Raw genomic sequence first — 20,564 nt, 5'->3', positions numbered from 1 at the left:
TTACAATGTACTGGTTTGCGTTAGGGATGGCAGCGGATACCGGCCAAGTGGCTAAGGCCTTGTGCAGTATGAGCGTACAGCCCGGGCCGAAGGCAGCGCCATTATTCTGAACCGGGATTTGGGTGGATTTTTGGGATTAATAGGGTTTGCTTTTATGTTGTTGTCTGAACTCGAATTTTTTGAACTAAAGAAATAACAGAATGCTAAGTAAATTCAATAAATTCTTAAAATTCGTTTAATTCGAGTTCAGACAATGGCATTACCTGCGGCCCGGGCTGTACGCTCATACGCCTGCAGGCATTACGCTCGTTGGCCGGTATCCGCTCCCATCCCTAATGCGGCCTCCGCTCTTGACCGATCAAAAACTATCGGTTTAAAACCATCATCTATGAACCATGAACTATATTCCCAAAAAAATCCCCCAACCTTTGGCTATGAACCGTTAACTATCGTATTTTTGCGCGTTATGAGTATTGCTAAAACATATATCCCAAAGGAAACCGAAGAAAAATGGTACAGTTACTGGTTGCAGCACGGCTTTTTTAAGTCGGTGCCTGATGAGCGTGAGCCTTATACCATAGTCATTCCGCCGCCAAACGTTACCGGGGTTTTACACATGGGCCACATGCTTAACAATACCATACAGGATGTGCTGGTTCGCCGCGCCCGGATGAAAGGCAAAAATGCTTGCTGGGTTCCCGGTACCGACCACGCCAGTATTGCTACCGAGGCCAAAGTTGTCGCTATGCTTAAAGAGCGCGGCATCAGCAAAAAAGACCTTACCCGCGAAGAGTTTTTAACTTACGCCTGGGAGTGGAAGGAAAAATACGGCGGCATTATCCTGGAGCAGCTTAAAAAATTAGGTGCCTCCTGCGATTGGGACCGTACCAAATTTACCATGGACGAGAGCCTATCGGAAGCGGTTATTGATACGTTTATCCACCTGTATAAAAAAGGTTTGATCTATCGCGGTATCCGCATGATCAACTGGGATCCGCAGGGCAAAACCGCGGTGAGTGATGAGGAAGTAATCCGTAAAGAGGTTAATCAGAAGCTTTATTATATCCGCTATTTTGTGCAGTCCGAAAGTCCAGAAGTCGGAAAGTCGGAAAGTGGTGAAGCTTCTTCGGACTTCCGGACTTCCGGACTTCCGGACTCTCCTGGCTTCCTAACCATCGCTACTACCCGCCCTGAAACCATTATGGCCGATGCGGCTATCTGTATCAATCCTAATGACGAGCGTTACCTGCACCTGCACGGTAAAAAGGTTTACATCCCGCTGATCAACCGTGAAATACCGGTGATATTGGATGATTATGTGACTATGGATTTTGGTACCGGCTGTTTGAAGGTTACCCCGGCACACGATTTAAATGACTACGAACTGGGCCAGCGTCATAACCTGCCGGTTATTGATATCCTGAATGACGACGGCACCCTGAACGAGAAAGCGCAGATACTGGTTGGTGAAGACCGTTTTGCCGCCCGTAAAAAAATAGCTGTGCTGCTGGAAGAAGCCGGCGTACTGGAAAAAGTTGAAGAATATAAATCACAGGTTGGTTTCAGTGAACGGACCAACGCGGTGATTGAGCCAAAACTATCCATGCAATGGTTTTGCAAGATGGGCGAAATGGCCAAACCAGCTTTGGATTATGTATTGAACGGCGAGATAAAACTGATCCCCGAAAAATTTGTGAACACTTACCGCCATTGGATGGAGAATGTACGCGACTGGAACATCAGCCGCCAGCTGTGGTGGGGACAACAGATTCCGGCATGGTATTTACCTACAGGCGAATTTGTAATTGCCAAAAACGCTGAAGAAGCATTGAAGGAAGCGCAACTTAAAAATCCCGCACTTACCGCAGCCGATCTTACCCAGGACGAAGACGTAGTTGATACCTGGTTTTCATCTTGGTTATGGCCCATCTCGGTATTTGACGGTTTTAAGGATCCGAACAATGCTGATATCAATTATTACTATCCAACCAATGATTTGGTTACCGCGCCCGAAATTTTATTTTTCTGGGTAGCCAGGATGATCATGGCCGGTCATGAGTTCAGAGGCGAAGTACCATTCAGAAACGTATACCTTACCGGTATAGTAAGGGATAAGCAGGGTCGTAAAATGTCAAAGCAATTGGGCAACTCTCCCGACCCGCTTGACCTGATAGCTCAATATGGTGCAGATGGCGTGCGCGTAGGTATGCTGTTATGCTCGCCTGCAGGTAACGATTTGATGTTTGACGAAAGCTACTGTAAACAAGGCAGCGGCTTTGCCAACAAAATATGGAACGCCTTTAAACTGGTAAAAGGCTGGGAGGTTGATGAAAGCCTTTCCAACCCTAACGGCGTAGCCATTGAATGGTTTGCCAACAGGTTTAACCAGGCGCTAACCGAAATTGAAGCTAACTTTGCCCAATATCGTTTATCAGAGGCCTTAATGGATACCTATAAACTGGTATGGGACGATTTTTGCGCATGGTACCTGGAGATGATCAAACCGGCTTATCAGCATCCTATTGATAAGGCTACTTATGCAGCTACTATTCAATTCTTTGAAAATATTTTGAAGGTATTGCACCCTTTTATGCCGTTCCTTACCGAAGAATTATGGCATGATGAACTGTTTGGCGAACGTTCTGAAACTGACTGCTGTATTGTAGCGCAATTGCCCGCTATTGGGGAAATTAATTCACGTCTATTAAATGAAACAGAGCTTGTTAAAGATGTGGTAACCAACATCAGAAACACCCGCAAAACAAAACAAATTTCTGACAAAGAGCCGCTTGAGTTATTTGTTAAATCAAATTCAGGGATCAATTACGGCCAGTTCGAAGCTATCATTACAAGGCTTGCCAACATCAGCAAATTTGAATCAGTAGCCGATAAAATTGAAGGGGCTATTAATTTCTTGGCCTCAACAGATGAGTTTTATATTCCTTTCAGCGAAGAAATTGACCCGGTTGCCGAATGTGTGAAACTGAAAAAAGAGCAGGAATACCTGTTAGGTTTCCTGAAATCGGTTAATGCAAAATTGGGTAACGAACGGTTTATGGCTAATGCAAAACCCGAGATTATTGAGGTGGAGCAAAAGAAAAAGGCCGATGCCGAAGCTAAATTAACCATCATTGAAGAAAACTTAGCTGCTTTGGCTTGCTAATTGCAGAACTTACCGGCTTTGCGTAACAAGCTACCGTACAGTATTTTGATTGCTGTACGGTGGCCTGTTCAATTGCAGGGCCAATGTTAAGTTCTGAATATGAGTAATAAAGTAAGTTTTTTTAACTTATCAATTTATAAGATTTTGTCGAAGGAGCAATCGTTCCTTGACCAGGCCCGGATTCGTTTATTGTATTATGGGTTCTTCCTTATTTTTGTTGCCCTTGGGGCACTTTACCTGAACGTTTATTTCCAAAACCAAAAAATGCTTGCTGATACCGCCCTGTTTTTGATGGGAGCGGTAGTGGTGTTATTTAAGTATTTAACCTGGCGGCCCGACTGGCGCAGCGCAGCACATGCCCTGCTTATTGTGGGTACACTTGTTAATACCAGCCTGGTTTATGCCTCTATGCAAACGGTAAATATCATTACCGTGCAGGTTATTATAATCGTGATCGTATTCAGCTATTATATGCTCGGCCAGCAATGGGGGCTCATGTACTCATTGCTTAATACAGTACCGGTTTTGGTATTTATGATCATTGAATACAACAGCGGGTACATTATTAGTATAAAGCCTAACAAAGTTGATCAGTCTACCATTATCATCAGCCTGTTTGCCAATTTTATATTGCTTATTTTTATCCATAGCCATTTTTATACTGCTTTCTTAAAAAACATCAGGCACCTTAAAGATAGCAGCAGGGAGCAGGCCCAGCTTTACAATAAGATGGAAACAGCTATTGAAAAGGCAGAGAAATCAGCCCAGGCCAAATCAGAGTTCCTGTCAACCATGTCGCATGAAATCCGTACGCCGTTAAACGCGGTGATCGGGATGAGTAATTTGCTGATGATGAGCAATCCGCGGCCCGACCAGCGGGAGAACATCGAAATCCTTAAATTTTCGGCCAATAACCTGTTAGCCATTGTTAATGACGTGCTTGATTTTAGCAAAATTGAATCGGGGAAGGTAGTATTTGAAAATATCCGCTTCAACCTTGTTGAGCTGATGAACAATATTTGCGGCGGGCAGATACTGAAGGCCGAAGAGAAAGGCTTGCTTTTTAAGCTTGATGTTGACAGCTCATTGAGGGATAAGGTGCTTTTTGGCGATCCTACCCGCATAACCCAGATCATTTTTAACCTGGTTAGTAATGCTATAAAATTTACACCGCAGGGAAACATATGGGTAAGGGTTACTTGTGTGGAAGACCGGCATAATACCGTTACCGTTAACTTTTCGGTAAGGGACACCGGCATCGGTATCGAAAAAGAAAACCTTGAAAGTATATTTGAACCATTTACGCAGGAATCATTAGCTACTACCCGCGAGTATGGCGGCACAGGGCTTGGCCTGGCCATAGTTAAGCGTTTGCTTGAGCTGCAGGAAGTGCAAATGACCGTTAACAGTACAATGGGGCGCGGATCAGAGTTTTCATTCCATATGGAATTTCCTGTATCTACAGAAGCATTGCCTGTTGCAGTAACCACTGCTCCCGAAGCTAAACAATTTTCAGAAAACCCGCTGGCCTGTTTACGTGTACTTATTGCCGAAGATAATATGGTTAATGTGATGCTGATGAAGAAGCTGCTGAGCAAGTGGAGCATTAACCCAACCATTGCCGAAAACGGGGAACGGGCAGTTGAGTTTATGCAGTACGGCAATTTTGATATTATATTAATGGACCTCCAGATGCCGGTGATGAACGGCTTTGACGCAGCTAAAGAGATCCGTAAAATGGCCGATCCTAAAAAATCAGGCATACCGATCATCGCGCTTACAGCTTCCGCACTTTTTGATATCAAAGAACAGGTATACGAAGCCGGCATGAATGATTATGTATCCAAGCCATTTAAACCGGATGAACTGCTGGAGAAGCTTAATAATTATACATTGAACAGGGTGGGGTGAGCCCCACCCAAACCCTCCCCGGAAGGGAGGGCTATGCCATTGTTGGTGTTGTCACCAACAATTCCTAATGCTCTTTTACGCCATTGTTGGTGTTGTCACCAACAATTCCCAATCCTCTTTTAATCACGTTATTTCATATGACCAGTTAAGCTCCCGGTTGCTTATTTAATGCTATAACTGCGTGGAGTAGAGTTGTTGGTGACAACACCAACAACGGCCAGCGCTCACCTAATGGCCTATTTATTCAACTTATCCCCCTCCTTAATCACCGCCTGGTTTATTTCCCTTACTCTTTCGATCTCCATTTTTTCAACGGCCCTGTCGTAGGTTAAAACGCCGTTTACTTCGTGTTCAACGTCGGTGGTTTGGGTATATATGGCAACGCTTAGTCCTTTATATTTCATTAATTGCTCTACCTCATCCAGCAAAAAAACATAACGATCGGTAAGCCTGGCTTTGGTTGGTTCGTAGTCATAAGCATCGTTTTGTACCGGCCACATATGGCCACGCACAAAGAGGCCAACACCGCCAAATTCGCCCAGTGAGGCAGCCCGGCGGCTATCAGGAACAGAAGCACCATACGGGCCAATATAAATATGTGTGTCCACGTAATCGCCATTGCCCGGATCGCCGTAAGGTTTTTGATAGCTGGGATTATTGTTAAAGCCCGAATTGCCGTTAACTAATCGCGAGGGGTCATATTGTTTAACCCAATTGGTTATGTTTTTTACATCAAATGCGCCCCAGTTTTCATTGAAAGGCACCCATGTAATAATGGAAGGCGAGTTATAATGATCGTCGATTATAGCTTTTAACTCCTGCCTATAAACGCGCCTGTTCTTAGTAGTATCTTCATTCTGATACCATATAGCGGGCATATCCTGCCAAACCAATAAGCCCATTTTATCGGCCCAATAATAAAAACGCTGGGGCTCGGTTTTCATGTGCTTACGGATGAGGTTGTAGCCCGCTTTTTTGGTGTATTCTATATCAAATTTAAGTGCTTCTTCCGTAGGTGCGGTTAAAACCCCGTCGGGCCAGTACCCCTGGTCAAGCAGGCCAAGCTGCATGATGAATTTACCGTTAATAAGCGGACGGATCATGCCGTTAAGCTTGCCCAATTTAATATCACGCATGCCGAAATAACTTTTAACCTCGTCGGCTTCGCTACCATCAGTATTGTATAGGGTAAGCTTCAGATCATACAAAAACGGAAAATTTGGTGTCCATAAAACCGGGTTATCTATTGGCAGATAGAAATATGATCCGGCGGCCGCATTAACCTGCGACACCTCTTTGCCGTTGTTTAAGGCAACTGCTTTGATCTTGCCCGCGCCTGCAGCGTTAACAAATACTTTTAAGCGTTTACCTTCCGGATCAGGCAGGAGCCGGATATTTTTGATATAGGAGCTGTTGACAGGCTCCAGCCAAACGGTTTGCCATATACCCGACGAAAAGGTATAATCGCCACGAGGGCCGTTCTTGCCCGATGGTGTTTTACCGTCATTGGGGTCATGAGCAGCAACAATAAGGGTATTGCTGCCTTTTTTAAGATATGAGGTAATGTCAAAGCCGAAAGAATCGTACCCGCCCGAGTGCGAACCTACTTTTTTACCATTCACAAAAATAGTGGCATCATGATCAACTGCTCCGAAATGAATAATGACGTGTTTGTTTTGCCATTTTTCGGGTACTTCAAAACTTCGGCGGTACCACATATTAATCTCCTGTTTACGCTGCACGCCGGACAATACCGATTCAGGGCAATAAGGCACCAGTATTTTATCCGACTTGTCATTAAAAGATACGGGCGTTTGAGGGTTCAGGGCATTAGGCGCGTTTTTACCACCCTGGTAATCCCATTTACCATTTAAGCACAACCAGTCATTACGCTGTAGCTGGGGACGGGGATATTCCGATAAAGGTATTTCGGCCTGCATGGCAGTGTTTGTCCATTGAGTTGGCAGTTTGGCTTCCTGGGCAAAGGCGGCGCATCCGTATAATACAGCGGCCAAAAACAGGGCTTTTGCTTTGAGATAGGCGTTCATAAGGTAATGTTACAATTGATGAGGTTATGAAGGCCAAAATAGGGAATTGATAACTGTTATCATAACATTTTATTGGGAAATAGGATGTTGTCTGAACCCGAATTTATTGAATTTAGGGAACGAGCAGAAAATGCGATACACATTCCATGAATTATTCAATGTCTCGTCCTAAAAAAAGTTTACAGTTTAACTGCTAAATCCTGTTATACGTTTACAATATTAATTAATCCTAAAATAGGTTTACAAAATCACATTTTGAGGTTTATAATAACTTTTCCATGTTCGCTCCACTTCTATGTTATTTTGATGCACAAACTCAGGGGTGAGCATATTACAGCTCATGTGTGGCCTTTGGTTATTATAGCTTTTTACAGACTTGGTTAATAGTTCCATTACCTCTTCTTTGGTACTCGGGCTCTGATGTTCCAGGTATTCCTGTTTCATAATTCCATTAATCCTTTCGGCAATAGCATTTTCTAAAGGATCACCATTCTCGGTCATGCTAATGATTATGTTGTTGTCCTGTAATAGCTTTACATAATCATAACTGCAATATTGAACACCTCTGTCTGAATGATGTATTAAGCCGGTTATTGGTTGCCTATTTTCTTTGAGGGCCATTTGTAAAGCGCTTAATGTATGAACACCTTCTAATGTATCTGCAGCATGATAACCAACAATTTTCCTGCTATATGCATCTGTGATAAAGCTTATATATACAAAGCCCTGAGTTGTTCTGTAATAGGTTATATCTGATACCCATACCTCATTTACTTTATTAGGGATTATTTCTTTTATACAGTTGGGATACTTTTTTAACCAGTGAAAAGATTGGGTGGTATAAACCCTTCGCCTTTTCTTCCGTACCAATAACTGATGTGCAGCAAGAAGATCAAAAAGAGCATCCCTGCCCATCTTTATTTGATGCTCAAGCAAAAACGCCTGTAATAAGACATAGAGCTTCCTGCCTCCCATAGCGGGATGTATAGCCCTTAAATACCTTACCTCATTTAATATAATCTCCTGTTCGAAACTAATTGCTTCTGCCTGCCAAAAGTGTTGATAATAAGCTTGTCGGGTAATACCAAGTAAACAACAGCACTTTCCAAGGCTTACCCTGGGATAGCTGTTTTTAGTCTCACGGATTACTTGGTAACGGACTTTTTTCGGATATTGATCTTCAGGTCTCTTTCAGCAACCTCTATCATTTTACGATAAAGCTCCTTTTCCAGAAGTGCATCTTCCAGTTGCTTTTTCAGCAACTTAACTGATGCACTATCTTCAGGCTGGATATCCGGATCTCTCTTTGCTGGCATGATACACGAAGATACATAAACCGGCCTTTTTTTCTCCAGACCAAACGATTTTAACCAGGCTGAAATCCGGCTATTCCCTAAATTATATTTCCGCTCAAGAAAGCTCAGGCCTTCATCTCCCGTTAAATATTCCTGGCAAATTTTTCGCTTAAACTCCTCACTGTACTGGCTCTGCCATTTACTCCCATACACTTTTGAATATCTTTCCATTTTTGTTTACTGATGTGTAAACCTATTTCAGGACAAGACACAAATTCGTTTCCCCCATGGCGCAAGTGTTGTGCGGCTGTTAGAAGGGCGGATCACTTGTGACTATAAAAATCAACCCGCAGTATTTGTTTAGGAGGAATGATTGATTGGTAATTGGAGAAGTTACAAGTCAGCCATAGCGCTACCCTACACTCAAGACTTGCGCCAGTGAGGGCAGAAAATGCTATACACATTCCATAAATTCTTCAAATTCGTTTAATTCGAGTTCAGACAGCTTCAGCCCTTCACATACCCCGGCAACTCTTCAATAAACCGGTAAGTACATTTTTCATGATCTATAGTACAATAATAGTGTTGCAGGCCATTGCTCACCGCCAGCAGGGATACTTTATGAACCATATTATACCGGGCAATCTGATCGAATGTTTTTTGATCGATAGTTACAGATGGGGCTTTACATTCAACCATTAAAATGCGTTGCCCGTCGGGGTTAAACACCACTATGTCGGTGCGCTTTTGCAGGGTGTTAAGTTTAAGGCCGCCTTCCAGTTTAATCAGCGAGCGGGGGTAGTTTTTTTGTTTGATGAGGTATTGTACAAAATGCTGGCGTACCCATTCTTCAGGTGTAATAATGATGGTTTTCTTGCGGATCTCGTCAAAAAGCGTTAATGTTCCGTTATCGTCGCTTATTTTAAAAGGGTAGGGTGGCAGGTTAAGCGGTTGGAGCATTTTTGCGAAGTCTTAAGTCGAAAGTTATGAGTCTTGAGTCGGGCTTCAAAATTAATAAATATATTATCAGGGAAATCGCCTTTGAGGTAATTCGATGCATTGAAAAAATAGCAATAAAATTTTCACACGAATTATCTTCATTCTTACCACAATTAATCGAATTACACCAATTTTTCAATTACATAAATTTAAAATTCGTGTAATTCGATTAATTTGAAAAAAATAGTGTAAAAATTTCTTATCCATTCGCCTCATGTCAACATAGATTTTAAAAGCAATTTTCCTGTTTATATCATTGCATCGCCCTAATTAAAAATACATTCCACTTTTGACTTTCGACTTAGTACTTTTGACTGCGAAATATGACTGCTGCCGAGATATTAAAGGACCTTAAGAACCGTAAGTTTAAACCGCTGTACCTGTTGCATGGGGAGGAACCTTATTTTATCGACCTGGTAAGCAATTACATTGAGCATCACTTGTTGCCCGAGCACGAACGCGGCTTTAACCAAACCGTGGTTTACGGCAAGGATACTGATATCATGACTGTGCTCAATGCGGCCAAGCGTTACCCCATGATGGCCGATTACCAAGTGGTGCTGGTAAAAGAGGCACAGGACATGAAATGGGGGAAGGACGATGATAACAAGAAAAGCATCGACCCTGTATTGAGCTATCTCGAAAATCCGCTGCCAAGTACTATTCTTGTTTTTTGCTATAAATACGGCAAGTTTGATAAGCGCAAGAAAACATACAAAGCCGTTGAAAAGAACGGGCTTATTTTTGAATCGGCTACTTTATATGATAATAAGGTGCCGGCCTGGGTTGAAGGTTATGTAAGCGAGAAGGGTTACAAAATGAACCAGCAGGGATCGGCCATGATTGCCGAGTACCTGGGCAACGACCTGGCTAAAATTGCCAATGAGCTCGAAAAACTGATGCTGAATGTTAGGGCAGGGCAGGAGATTACCCTGAAGCATATCCAGGATAATATTGGTATCAGTAAGGAGTACAATGTATTTGAGCTGCAAACGGCCCTCACCAAAAAAGATGCTTACAAGGTAAACCAGATCATCAATTACTTTGAAGCCAATCCCAAATCAAACCCTATTGTGCTGGTGCTGGGTAACCTGAATAACTTTTTCAGCAAGGTGCTGGTGTACCATTACGTAAAAGACAAAACCCCGCAAAACCTAGCCCGCGAAATGGGCGTTAACCCATACTTTATTAAAGATTATGAGCAGGCCGCCCGTAACTACCCGCTTGGTAAAATTTTCCAGGTGATCAGCTATCTGCGCGAATATGATTTGAAAAGCAAAGGCGTTGAATCAAACGCGCCGCACGGTGAGTTGATGAAGGAACTGATGTTTAAGATCCTGCATTGATACCGATTCCGATTTAACAGTTATGACCCTATCCTCGCAATCAAAAGTTAATATAGCATCCGGCATGATCCGCGTATCGGCGGTTTTGTACCTGGTTTATTATTATTTGAACGGCGGAAGGTCGGCTTCTTTTCAAATCGCTTTAGCAACGTGCATAGCGCTGGGCATTTTACTTTTACTTGCTTTATTTATAAGGCGGGGTTATAAATGGGCAAAATGGCTGCTATTAGGCTTATTAATCTTAACTATAACGCCCGACGCTATAAATCTGCCCGCAACTTTTAAGGCAAACTTTTATGCAGGCTGCATCGCTGTTATAATTGACCTGTTACAAATAGGGGCGCTTGTTTTACTTTTTATGCCGGATAAAGAAAAGCCGGTTGCCGAGGATGCTGAATAGTTTTTTAATGATTATTTGTTAAAAGGTGCCCGGCTTATGATAGCATACATGAGGCCGCCAATTGTGACAATAAACCATAAGAAGTATAAAGACTTTTTCAGGTCATTTATTTCTCTATCCTCTTTCAATACTAATGCCCTGAAAGCCGGTGAAAAAAGTGTCAGTGCGATCATAAAAAAAACGAACAGGAGTGACACGAGCGAATAATTTGCAGCACGGCCAACCCCTTCTTTTATAGAACCGGCAAAAAGAGGGATATTCCAACCCGCTAAAAACACAATTAATGCTGCAGTTTTAAATGGTATTCTGCCCTGCCCCTGCATTTTCTTAACCTGGTAATATTGTACCTGGTTATTGGCGGTTTTATTAAAGAATCCTGTTGCTTTTATGTTTTCAATTATGTCATTGTAAGGCATGTTTGCTGTAAACATAACTTTTTTAAGGTATGACGATACGTTGTGTATTATCTTGATGCCGCTGCCGGCAATTGAGGATGCATATTCGATTTGAACAATATCATCAGCGTTGAAAAATAACTGACCTAACAAACCAAGGTTAATCTTGAGTACAGAAGTATCAGCTTTCAAAGCTGCAAAAGGTTTGGAGACTTTGGTATTGCCAACATAGGCACCCCCGTTAAGTAAAAATTCGTTCATGTTTATTGTGATAGGTTCTTTAGCCCACAGTAAATATATCATAAAAACGAGTCCTCAAATAATCTCCAAAATCATTTCTGATAAATTAAATAGCGTAACATTTTTGTTAAGTGTAGCGTTGGTTAGTGTTTGACCGTATACATCCATTTATTCATTAAATCTTCATTTTTAGCCGGTATTGGTTACTTTTTTCTCCTGACTTTCCGTTGTTCAGTGTTGCATGTAATTGATTATTTACAATGTAACAAAATTCATCAGCCAATTAATTTCCTAAGTTCACTTATCCTAAGCAATATGTTAAGCTGATCAATAAGGCATACTAAATAAAAAAATTAAGGCATGATACTTTTATTTTGCGGATTATCAGGTGCGGGAAAAACTACTTTGGCAAAAAGTGTGGCCGCCGAATTAACAAGCCTGGGTATTAAAATTGAAATTATTGATGGTGATGAATACCGTGCGGCACTGTGCCGTGATCTGTGCTTTAGTAAGGAAGACCGGAACGAGAACATCCGCCGCCTGGGCTTTGTAGCCAGTCGTTTCAGCGCTCAGGGTATTGTTACCATAGTGAGTGCTATAAATCCATATGACGATGTCAGGCAGGAGCTTGCCGAAAAATATGATCATGTAAGCATTGTTCACATTGATTGCCCCGTAAACAAGTTGATAAGCCGCGATACTAAAGGCCTGTACAAAAGGGCGTTGCTGCCGGATGGGCATCCTGATAAACTACCCAACCTGACAGGTATTAACGATAGGTTTGATGTACCCGTTAAGCCCGACCTATACATTGATACCTGCAATTATACCATACAACAAAGTACCTCTTCACTGCTTTATTATATTATAAACAATCTGCATCCTGTTAAGCAGACTATTAAGATACCAAGCTATACCTGACAAAAAAGGACGCTTATAAGATTTTATGCAAAAAAGAGTACTGATTATTACCGGGATGCACCGCTCCGGAACCTCGCTTATTACCCAGTGGTTGAGCAAATGCGGCCTGCAAACAGGCGAAAAACTGGTACCCGGTGGCCATGGCAATGTGGAAGGGCATTTTGAAGATATTGAATTTTTAAAAATGCACGAAGAGATCCTGGCCGACCATAACCTGCCCAAAACCGGGCTTACGGTTGAGCATGTGGCCCAGTTTACCTTGTACGAAAGGGAAAAGCTCAAAAGCATTATTAAAGTTAAACAACAGTTATACGACCAATGGGGTTGGAAAGACCCGCGGACCTGTCTGTTTCTGGATGTATATAAAGAACTGCTGCCCGATGCCTGTTACCTGGTTATCCTGCGCGATTATCAGTCGGTAGTGAGTTCACTTTTACGGCGTGAATTTAAGTGGGTGGAAAACAGGTACATGGCGCGTAAATATTTTTCAAGACTGGTATGGACAAAATTTCGCCGCGGCCGCCGCATGGTGCAGTTTTATAATGATCATGCTACCGAATACCTGAAAGTTTGGATAGCCTACAACCAGGACATTTTGAAATGTATTGAAACACTGCCCCGGGATGCATTTGTAGTTGTTAATTATTCGATGCTGAAAGACGAGGATGAACAGGTTTTTGAGTATCTGAAAGACAAGTGGAACCTGGTATTAAAATACTCCAGATTTAAGGACATTTTTAAGGAAAACCTGATCGGCCCCGATGTCGCTTTTGAACAATATATCAACGATAAAACCCTCATTACGCAGGCCATAAAACTACAGGCCAAGCTTAAAGAATATATGCTGACTGATTAGTATCAAAAGTTTTTTGCGGTTTATTATACATTGTTGCGAAAGAAGTAAACAAGTATCTGTGCAATAAAGTGTAAAGGCAGTCCAATTTGTGATACAATCGTTATTATGGTTTGATAATCAGTTAATTATTTCTCCAAATTCGTTTTACTCAATGGCTTAAGTACCCCTTGTTACGGTGCTGATTTAGCCGTTGTAAAACGAAGGAGGAGGATATGAAAGCTAAGTTTTTTTGCTACTTGCCCTACAGAGTAGTTACGGGGCTTTTGATCATCATGTGTTTACATTCGCCGGGTTTTTCGCAGGCGGCGAAAATCGGGTCGCTGGCATATTTAAGGGCGCGCAACGGAATTGGCGGGTTTAACCTGGGCGGCTTGTTAACCGGCGAGCAGGAGCAAGCTTTAACTTACATTGATGGTGAGGGCAGCAAGCCCGATGCGGATAGCTGTGTTACCTATGAATATCATCCGGATAAGCAGCTGGAACTGGAAGACGGGCTAACCGCAACTCATATTTGTGTACGTACATGGCAAAATAAAATAGTAAATATTTATGTTTTCTTTAACCGTAACCAGGGCTATAAAATGCTCAGTAAATTTTTGCACTGGTACGGTACCTTCACTGCAAAGCCAAATGATTACCAGGACGTTTATCTGTGGGATTCGCGCACGGTAAAACTATTATTGAGCTATCACCCCGATGATGACCAGGGAATTGCTGTTTATACCTCTGTTCCGTTAACAAACACTATCAACGCACAAAATGCTAAAAGGCTAACCCAGTTGTTAACGAGTAATGAATAAGTGAAGACTTTATTAACCCCTACTTCACCACTCCACCCCGTAATTTCATTGTAACAATACCCTGTATTGCCTGTAGCGCATTTTAGTTTACGCTCTCTTTTTTACATTTTTACGTTACAAAAATTTATACCGTACAAATGCAACATTGGTTAGTAAAAAGTGAGCCCTTTAAATACAGCTGGGAAAAATTCAATAAGGATGGTCGTACCTTTTGGGATGGTGTGCGCAATTACCAGGCACGCAATAACCTGAGGGAAATGAAGGAGGGTGACCTGGTGTTATTTTACCACAGCAACGAAGGAAAAGAGATTGTAGGCATAGCCAAAGTTGTTAAGGAAGCTTACCAGGACCCCACAACCGATGATACCAATTGGGTGGTTGTTGACCTGGCCCCGGTTGAAGCCCTGAAAACCCCGGTGACCCTTGAGCAGATCAAAGCCGACCCTAAATTACAGGATATTGGCCTGGTAAGGCAGGGGCGTTTATCGGTAATGGGGGTAAAGCGCGAAGAGTTTGATTACATCTTAGCGCTGGGCAGTAAATGAAACTGAGCAACATCTTTGACAGTTGTTTTATTAAGCCGGGCCTTGTCGCCGTTTTATTGGTATTGCCGGGACTTGCAAAAGCGCAGGATGCTTTCAGCGCCTTTCCCGATCTGTTTACCACCCCTTACGGCTATGTTGCGAAACATGTAAAGCAAGCGCCGGTAATTGATGGCGATGTGGAAGATGCTGTATGGCAGCAGGCCAAATGGACCCGGGATTTCCAGGATATTGAAGGCCGCCTCAAACCGCAGCCACCACTGCAAACCAACGTTAAAATGCTTTGGGACGATAGCTGCCTGTATGTAGCAGCCCGCATCAGAGATTCGCATGTTTGGGCTACGCTTAACCATCATGATGATATTGTTTACAAAGACAATGATTTTGAGCTGTTTATCGATCCTGCCAACAGCACGCATAGTTATTTTGAAATTGAGGTAAATGCCCTCAATACTATTTTCGACCTGTTTTTGACCAAACCCTACCGTAACAGCGGCGCCGCGATAACCGGTTGGGATGCGCACGGCTTACGCTCGGCGGTAAAAGTTGAGGGCACACTGAATGATCCTACGGATACGGATAAAGGCTGGACGGTTGAAATGGCTATCCCATTTAAAGCCATAGCCGGTGGCTTTAACCACGCTGTGATAAAGGATGGTACTTTGTGGCGTATCAATTTTTCGCGGGTGCAGTATGATACTAAAGTGCAAAACGGCAAGTATGTAAAGCAGCAGGATAACAACCGTCGTGATTTGCCCGAGCATAACTGGGTTTGGAGCAACCAGGGACTTATCAATATGCATTACCCCGAACGCTGGGGCTACCTCCTCTTCAGCGATCATGAAGCCGATGACGCGAGGTTTAAAATGCCTTATGCCGAAGAGCAAAAAAAATACCTATGGCTGGTTTATTACAAGCAAAAGCAGTGGTTTAAAGATCATCACCAATACTGCACCTCGTTAAACAACCTGGGTGTTGAAAATAAGGTAACAATAACAGGCTATACTAACGAACTTAAGCTGGAAGCAACTGCCCATCAGTTTATAGCTTATATTGCCGATAGTAAAACCAAAGCGACCTATAAAATTGACCAGGAGGGCCTGGTGCAGCAGCAGATAATCCCTAAAACTCCATGAATAAGCGCGAATTTTTAAAGGCTGGTTTACTGGCCGGCGTGGCTGCCCAGTTGCCCTTAGTAAGCAATGCCGCTGTTGAAGCTGCCAAGAGCACCAAGAAAAAAGCCATGAAAAACTGGGTATGGATCAACCCTAACCAAAAAGATACTGATGATGAGCTGGCCACCCGTTACGCTTCCTACAAAGCATCGGGCATCACCGGCATATTTTTCGAGAACGACAGCGAACGCCATTTTCGTGCCGCTAAAGCTAAAGACCTGGAGGCCCACCGCTGGATCTGGACTTTTAACCGTGCCGAACTGGTAAACGAAAAGCCCGAATGGTACAGCAAAAACCGCAAAGGCGAATCATGTGCCGATCATCCGCCTTATGTGCAGTATTACCGCTGGCTGTGCCCGTCGCGTCCCGAAGTACAGGAGTATTTAACCAAAACTGTCGATGATATTTTAGCTAAAGATTATATCGATGGTATCCACCTGGATTACGTGCGTTACTGCGATGTGGTGTTACCGGTAAACCTTTGGGATAAATATAAAATTGAGCAAACCAAAGAGCTGCCCGAATATGATTTTTGCTACTGCGATGTTTGCAAAGCCAAATTCAAGGAAGAATATAACCAGGACCTCGATCAGATCCAATACCCCGAAGCCAGCCTTTCATGGCGCTTGTTCAGGTATAATAACATAACCCGGGTGGTTAATGGTATTTCGACTGTTGCCCATCAGCATAAAAAACAAATAACTGCAGCCGTATTTCCAACACCCGAAGTAGCCCGCCGCAACGTAAGGCAGGACTGGACAAACTGGAACATGGATGGCATTTGCCCCATGATATATCACGGCTTTTACAAGGAGGGCGTAAGCTGGATAGGCAACGCCGTAGCTGAAGGTGTGCATTTCCTGGCAGGAAGGTTCCCGCTGTATGCAGGCCTGTATTTATCCGATTTTAAGAATGATGATGAAATTCGCACCGGTATACAGGTGGCGCTTAAAAATGGCGCGATGGGCGTGTCTTTCTTCGGTAATGTAAGGCCGGAAGTGCTGGCAATATTGAAAGATGAAGTTGCGGCGTTTAAGGCTTCGTAACCAATTAAAGTTTATACATGATATGTCATTGCGAGGAGGAACGACGAAGCAATCTCGTAGCCGATGCAGATCGTACATGCATTGGCTACGAGATTGCCTCGCTACGCCCGCAATGACATGTTTTTATTTTGAATTTAAGGGTAATAACCTTTCGCCTTTAGCCTTTTCCCTTTCACCTAAAAAATCATCCCCGCATTTTGTCCAATAGATCGCTTAGGGTCGCGGCTTCATCTTCGGTGAGGTTGTTGCTCAGGATCTCTTTTGTTTTAAACTCGGCGTCCATTTTTGAAAGGGTTGCAAGGCCTTCATCGCTGATGCGGATATCTACAGCGCGCCTGTCTTTATTATTGGTGCAGCGCGATACCAGTCCTTTTTGAACAAGGCGGTCAACAATGCGCGATGCATCCGACATCTTGTCGATCATCCTTTCCTTCAATAAATTTATGGTAGCCGGTTTGGGGTACTGACCGCGCAGAATCCGCAGTATGTTGAACTGCTGCTGGGTAATATTATGTTTTTCAAAATGACAACGAAAATAGTTAGCCAGCCAACCTTGCGTGTATGCCACGTTAATGGCCACTTTGTGGTAGTTGTCTTCAAAATTGGTACTTTGTATTTCGTCTTCTATTCGCATAGTAATAGTAATGAATGGGATACAAATATGTTTAATTATTTTTAATTTAACATTGATTTATTTATCGCTACCGTCTGATTCAGTGTCATTTCCAAATAATTTTACCTTGCCATAACCCCAGGGGCAGTGCAGGCACTTGTTTTTACAGCAATAGCCCCGCTTTAAATGATAGGCTTCGGTAAAAACAAAATTGCCGTCTTCGTTGATATAATAATCAATGCCTTCCTGCAACATCAGTTCAGAATTTTTACAAAGATATCATCTTTAAAGTAAGCTTTCAGATGTTCGCCCTTACCGTGAAGTGTCCACACCTGTTTGGGTTTGGTGTTGGCGATGGTTTGCAGGATATCGTTCCAGTCCACATGGTCGGATATAAAAAGGGTATCCTGGTTATTAACCTGCAAGTTTTTCCATCCCGAAGCAAAGAGGCGTTTCACACCTGTGGCGCGGATATAACTGTCGAAAGTAAATGGCGGCACAATGTAAACAAACTCATCCTGCACCTTCATCAGCTTGCGTCCGTAAATCTGGTATTTGCCGGGAGGGAAGCCCATCTTTTCATAAATAGCGTTGATGGGCATTATTTTATGATGTACCAGGATCTTTTTTTGCGGCGCATGTTCGGTAATGAGGTTGATCAACCGCTGACTTTTACCGAGCGCGTACGCACCAAGTAAAATATTGCTTTTAATATCGTTGATCTTACGGATCTCGCTCACCGGATCCGGGTGAATAACAGCCGGATTGGCGAAGGTGCTTTCGGTGATCAGCACATCGGTTGTCACCCATTCAATAGGTTCGCAGGTGGCATCGGGCTGTAGCTTGTAGTCGCCGGTGTATAAATACCTTGCGCCTTCATACTCCATCAGTATTTGTGCCGAACCAAGCATATGCCCTGCCGGGATCAGCGTTACCGTAACTCTGCCCACTTCAAATGGCTGGTTAAAGGCAGCTATGTTAAACACTTTGGCGGCGGTACGGTCATACCGGAGTTGCATAATGCTTGCTGTGGCGCGGGTGCAGTAAACGTTGTTGTTACCACTTATGGCATGATCGGCATGGGCATGGGATATTACAGCCGTTTTTACCGGCTGTTGGGGGTCTATATAAAAGTCGCCGTATTTGCAGTACAGCCCTTTTTCGTCAAAAGAAACAAAATCGTCAAGTATCATTAATGCTGAGCGAGCGATAAATACAGTTCATGCAGGGCTATTACCTGCGGTATAACCAATTGTTTACCATCGTTAATAATTACATCATTGGCCAGTTTCAGTTTTTCCTCCTGCGATAGCTGGCGGGCCTCGCGACTTTCAACATCGGCCCGGCTAATGCCGTCGCGTTCCATAACACGGGCAATGCGGGTTTCAAGCGGAGCGGTGATCATGATGGCCCTGTCGCACATTTTGTATGAGCCGCTTTCAAATAAAATGGCCGCTTCGCGAATTACATAAGGAGCATCCTTGTGCAGTTGGTCAAAACTATCAAAAGCCCTGAACACGGCAGGATGTACCAGGGCGTTAAGCTTTTCAAGTTCGGCTTTATTGTTAAAAACTATCCCCGATATATACTTGCGGTTCAGGCTGCCATCATCAAAATAAGCCTGCCGACCAAATGTTTGTTTAATACCTTCAATAAGAAGCCGGTCGGTAACCATTACTTTTTTGGCTTCGTCATCGGCATAAAAAACAGGGATGCCAAGCAATTCAAATACCTGGGCTACGGTAGTTTTGCCGCTGCCTATGTTACCGGTTAAACCTATTTTAAGCATTATTTTTTTATGTAGAAGTCAATATTGGCAGGGGCAATCTTTACTATTTTACAAAAGGGGGGCATATGGATAAGTTTTACCGGCAGGGCCGTATAACCCTTATCGCGCCAAAGATTAAGATCGGCAACAGCCTCAAACAGGTCTTCATCAATATCAGCATACCGGCTTAACGACGTAGTAAAAGTTACTTTAATTTTTTGCGGAAATACTTTTACGGTGTAATAGTTGTTGTTATTGATCAACTTCACGGGGATCTCCAGCGTTTTCTCAGTAAATTCATCAACAGGAATGATGGCCTGTACCGAGCGCGGATAAACATTCAGGTTGCCTTCATTGCTGGGCTTTAAGTTAACCCTGGTATTAATGGTTTCATTAACATTACTGAATTTAAGCGAGTCTGTTTTCCACGAGGTGATCTGCTTCAGGCGTTCAATAGGGCCGCTCACGGTAACATAAGCAGGCCTCACCGTTATGTTACCTGATACGGCAAATTGCTTTTGATAGCTAACGCCCATGGTAAGCTGAACAGGCACCTTTTTGATAAGGCGGTTACTGAAATCAAAATAAAGCGTATCCGGATCAATGGATGAAACGCGGTTGGCCGGATCTTTCCCCATATTCATCTGCTTAAGCTGCGTGCTGTCGATAACCACATAATTGCGGGTCTCGAGCGAGCGGAGGTCAACAGTTAGTGGCTTATTATCACTGTTGAGCCTGGAGAACAGCATTTGCCAGCCGGTACCCTGTATGGTAGCATCGACAGTATCGGGCTGCAGCGAATGAAAAGCCCGCCTTTGCGGCGCGTTTTTAAAAGTTAAGACTTTTTTTACCTTATACGGAAGCGGATCAGAAAGGGCAGTAAAAATCCAGGCAATGATAGCCAGCGACAAACAGGTAAAAAATACCGAGAGCCGTCTGCGTTCTGTTGCCGATAATTTTACTATTGCCATCTTTAAGGTTAAAGGCGAAAGGTTAAAGGTGAAAGGTCATGCACTTTCATGCATTCCTTTTCCTTTAACCTTTCA

20 protein-coding genes are annotated in these 20,564 nt (G+C 43.2%); 10 read left to right on the top strand and 10 right to left on the bottom strand.

The window, feature by feature from the left end; genetic code table 11:
- The first annotated feature begins 466 nt into the window (after positions 1-466).
- Both BLP33_RS11645 and BLP33_RS11640 read left to right on the top strand, forming a co-directional pair.
- Positions 467-3,163: a valine--tRNA ligase gene (locus tag BLP33_RS11645; protein WP_090529617.1), complete on the top strand. Its 2,697-nt coding sequence runs from the start codon at positions 467-469 to the stop codon at positions 3,161-3,163.
- A 144-nt stretch (positions 3,164-3,307) separates the two neighbouring features.
- Positions 3,308-5,074 (top strand): ATP-binding protein, encoded by a 1,767-nt coding sequence (locus tag BLP33_RS11640; RefSeq protein WP_175489999.1) that lies wholly within the window; start codon positions 3,308-3,310, stop codon positions 5,072-5,074.
- Positions 5,075-5,310: 236 nt separating this feature from the next.
- Here BLP33_RS11640 and BLP33_RS11635 read toward each other — a convergent pair whose 3' ends face one another.
- From BLP33_RS11635 to BLP33_RS11620, 4 genes are all read right to left on the bottom strand, one after another.
- A complete protein-coding gene (locus BLP33_RS11635; protein WP_090528101.1) occupies positions 5,311-7,122 on the bottom strand; it encodes a glycoside hydrolase family 2 protein in 1,812 nt (603 codons plus the stop codon).
- A gap of 240 nt (positions 7,123-7,362) precedes the next feature.
- The gene (locus BLP33_RS11630) at positions 7,363-8,268 is read right to left on the bottom strand and encodes an IS3 family transposase (RefSeq protein ID WP_139159978.1); all 906 of its coding nucleotides are present in this window, start codon (positions 8,266-8,268) and stop codon (positions 7,363-7,365) included.
- Positions 8,268-8,648 carry a hypothetical protein gene (locus BLP33_RS11625; RefSeq protein ID WP_090528094.1) on the bottom strand — a complete coding sequence of 127 codons (381 nt, stop codon included), beginning with the start codon at positions 8,646-8,648 and terminating at the stop codon, positions 8,268-8,270. Before BLP33_RS11625 ends, BLP33_RS11630 begins: the two co-directional genes overlap by 1 nt.
- Before the next feature lie 276 nt (positions 8,649-8,924).
- Positions 8,925-9,377, bottom strand: a complete 453-nt coding sequence (locus BLP33_RS11620; protein ID WP_090528091.1) for a type I restriction enzyme HsdR N-terminal domain-containing protein — start codon at positions 9,375-9,377, stop codon at positions 8,925-8,927.
- 362 nt (positions 9,378-9,739) lie between these two features.
- On the opposite strand from BLP33_RS11620, the gene holA reads away from it, so the two are divergent.
- Positions 9,740-10,762 (top strand): DNA polymerase III subunit delta, encoded by a 1,023-nt coding sequence (gene holA / locus BLP33_RS11615; protein WP_090528088.1) that lies wholly within the window; start codon positions 9,740-9,742, stop codon positions 10,760-10,762.
- Positions 10,763-10,784: 22 nt separating this feature from the next.
- On the top strand, positions 10,785-11,162 hold the full coding sequence (locus BLP33_RS11610; RefSeq protein ID WP_090528086.1) for a hypothetical protein: 378 nt from the start codon (positions 10,785-10,787) through the stop codon (positions 11,160-11,162).
- 11 nt (positions 11,163-11,173) lie between these two features.
- Here BLP33_RS11610 and BLP33_RS11605 read toward each other — a convergent pair whose 3' ends face one another.
- Positions 11,174-11,818, bottom strand: coding sequence for a hypothetical protein (locus BLP33_RS11605; protein ID WP_139159977.1), 645 nt, complete (start codon positions 11,816-11,818; stop codon positions 11,174-11,176).
- A gap of 339 nt (positions 11,819-12,157) precedes the next feature.
- Between BLP33_RS11605 and cysC the strand changes: the two genes are divergently transcribed.
- From cysC to BLP33_RS11575, 6 genes are all read left to right on the top strand, one after another.
- Positions 12,158-12,718, top strand: coding sequence for an adenylyl-sulfate kinase (cysC, locus tag BLP33_RS11600; RefSeq protein ID WP_090528080.1), 561 nt, complete (start codon positions 12,158-12,160; stop codon positions 12,716-12,718).
- A gap of 25 nt (positions 12,719-12,743) precedes the next feature.
- The gene (locus BLP33_RS11595; protein ID WP_090528077.1) at positions 12,744-13,574 is read left to right on the top strand and encodes a sulfotransferase; all 831 of its coding nucleotides are present in this window, start codon (positions 12,744-12,746) and stop codon (positions 13,572-13,574) included.
- Between the two features lie 212 nt (positions 13,575-13,786).
- The gene (locus tag BLP33_RS11590; RefSeq protein WP_090528074.1) at positions 13,787-14,374 is read left to right on the top strand and encodes a hypothetical protein; all 588 of its coding nucleotides are present in this window, start codon (positions 13,787-13,789) and stop codon (positions 14,372-14,374) included.
- Between the two features lie 137 nt (positions 14,375-14,511).
- On the top strand, positions 14,512-14,919 hold the full coding sequence (locus tag BLP33_RS11585; RefSeq protein WP_090528071.1) for an EVE domain-containing protein: 408 nt from the start codon (positions 14,512-14,514) through the stop codon (positions 14,917-14,919).
- Complete coding sequence (locus BLP33_RS11580) at positions 14,916-16,052, top strand: carbohydrate-binding family 9-like protein (protein WP_090528068.1); 1,137 nt, start codon at positions 14,916-14,918, stop codon at positions 16,050-16,052. The genes BLP33_RS11585 and BLP33_RS11580 overlap by 4 nt, the downstream gene beginning before the upstream one ends.
- Positions 16,049-17,137: a family 10 glycosylhydrolase gene (locus BLP33_RS11575; RefSeq protein WP_090528065.1), complete on the top strand. Its 1,089-nt coding sequence runs from the start codon at positions 16,049-16,051 to the stop codon at positions 17,135-17,137. The genes BLP33_RS11580 and BLP33_RS11575 overlap by 4 nt, the downstream gene beginning before the upstream one ends.
- Before the next feature lie 184 nt (positions 17,138-17,321).
- On the opposite strand, the gene BLP33_RS11570 is transcribed toward BLP33_RS11575, so the two are convergent.
- From BLP33_RS11570 to BLP33_RS11555, 5 genes are read right to left on the bottom strand one after another with little or no spacing between them, the layout of a single operon-like run.
- Positions 17,322-17,771 carry a MarR family winged helix-turn-helix transcriptional regulator gene (locus BLP33_RS11570; protein ID WP_090528061.1) on the bottom strand — a complete coding sequence of 150 codons (450 nt, stop codon included), beginning with the start codon at positions 17,769-17,771 and terminating at the stop codon, positions 17,322-17,324.
- A 57-nt stretch (positions 17,772-17,828) separates the two neighbouring features.
- Entirely contained in the window at positions 17,829-18,005 is a 177-nt protein-coding gene (locus tag BLP33_RS27440; protein WP_175489998.1) for a DUF5522 domain-containing protein, read from the bottom strand.
- Positions 18,005-18,943, bottom strand: a complete 939-nt coding sequence (locus BLP33_RS11565) for an MBL fold metallo-hydrolase (RefSeq protein WP_090528058.1) — start codon at positions 18,941-18,943, stop codon at positions 18,005-18,007. Before BLP33_RS11565 ends, BLP33_RS27440 begins: the two co-directional genes overlap by 1 nt.
- Positions 18,943-19,539 carry a dephospho-CoA kinase gene (gene coaE / locus BLP33_RS11560; protein WP_090528055.1) on the bottom strand — a complete coding sequence of 199 codons (597 nt, stop codon included), beginning with the start codon at positions 19,537-19,539 and terminating at the stop codon, positions 18,943-18,945. The genes BLP33_RS11565 and coaE overlap by 1 nt, the downstream gene beginning before the upstream one ends.
- The gene (locus BLP33_RS11555) at positions 19,539-20,489 is read right to left on the bottom strand and encodes a CdaR family protein (RefSeq protein WP_090528052.1); all 951 of its coding nucleotides are present in this window, start codon (positions 20,487-20,489) and stop codon (positions 19,539-19,541) included. The genes coaE and BLP33_RS11555 overlap by 1 nt, the downstream gene beginning before the upstream one ends.
- Between the last annotated feature and the right edge of the window lie 75 nt (positions 20,490-20,564).

The organism is Mucilaginibacter sp. NFR10, from assembly GCF_900100445.1.
GTDB lineage: Bacteria > Bacteroidota > Bacteroidia > Sphingobacteriales > Sphingobacteriaceae > Mucilaginibacter > Mucilaginibacter rubeus.
The sequence above is the reverse complement of the archived record's forward strand: the minus strand, read 5'-3'. Positions and strand labels throughout refer to the sequence as shown.

Coding starts and splice junctions, on each gene's coding strand:
- coaE (WP_090528055.1), bottom strand. CDS start 19,539: ATGCTTAAAATAGGTTTAACCGGTAACATAGGCAGCGGCAAAACTACC.
- BLP33_RS11625 (WP_090528094.1), bottom strand. CDS start 8,648: ATGGAAAGATATTCAAAAGTGTATGGGAGTAAATGGCAGAGCCAGTAC.
- BLP33_RS11580 (WP_090528068.1), top strand. CDS start 14,916: ATGAAACTGAGCAACATCTTTGACAGTTGTTTTATTAAGCCGGGCCTT.
- BLP33_RS11635 (WP_090528101.1), bottom strand. CDS start 7,122: ATGAACGCCTATCTCAAAGCAAAAGCCCTGTTTTTGGCCGCTGTATTA.
- BLP33_RS11595 (WP_090528077.1), top strand. CDS start 12,744: ATGCAAAAAAGAGTACTGATTATTACCGGGATGCACCGCTCCGGAACC.
- holA (WP_090528088.1), top strand. CDS start 9,740: ATGACTGCTGCCGAGATATTAAAGGACCTTAAGAACCGTAAGTTTAAA.
- BLP33_RS11590 (WP_090528074.1), top strand. CDS start 13,787: ATGAAAGCTAAGTTTTTTTGCTACTTGCCCTACAGAGTAGTTACGGGG.
- BLP33_RS11605 (WP_139159977.1), bottom strand. CDS start 11,818: ATGAACGAATTTTTACTTAACGGGGGTGCCTATGTTGGCAATACCAAA.
- BLP33_RS11565 (WP_090528058.1), bottom strand. CDS start 18,943: ATGATACTTGACGATTTTGTTTCTTTTGACGAAAAAGGGCTGTACTGC.
- cysC (WP_090528080.1), top strand. CDS start 12,158: ATGATACTTTTATTTTGCGGATTATCAGGTGCGGGAAAAACTACTTTG.
- BLP33_RS27440 (WP_175489998.1), bottom strand. CDS start 18,005: ATGTTGCAGGAAGGCATTGATTATTATATCAACGAAGACGGCAATTTT.
- BLP33_RS11645 (WP_090529617.1), top strand. CDS start 467: ATGAGTATTGCTAAAACATATATCCCAAAGGAAACCGAAGAAAAATGG.
- BLP33_RS11610 (WP_090528086.1), top strand. CDS start 10,785: ATGACCCTATCCTCGCAATCAAAAGTTAATATAGCATCCGGCATGATC.
- BLP33_RS11570 (WP_090528061.1), bottom strand. CDS start 17,771: ATGCGAATAGAAGACGAAATACAAAGTACCAATTTTGAAGACAACTAC.
- BLP33_RS11585 (WP_090528071.1), top strand. CDS start 14,512: ATGCAACATTGGTTAGTAAAAAGTGAGCCCTTTAAATACAGCTGGGAA.
- BLP33_RS11620 (WP_090528091.1), bottom strand. CDS start 9,377: ATGCTCCAACCGCTTAACCTGCCACCCTACCCTTTTAAAATAAGCGAC.
- BLP33_RS11575 (WP_090528065.1), top strand. CDS start 16,049: ATGAATAAGCGCGAATTTTTAAAGGCTGGTTTACTGGCCGGCGTGGCT.
- BLP33_RS11555 (WP_090528052.1), bottom strand. CDS start 20,489: ATGGCAATAGTAAAATTATCGGCAACAGAACGCAGACGGCTCTCGGTA.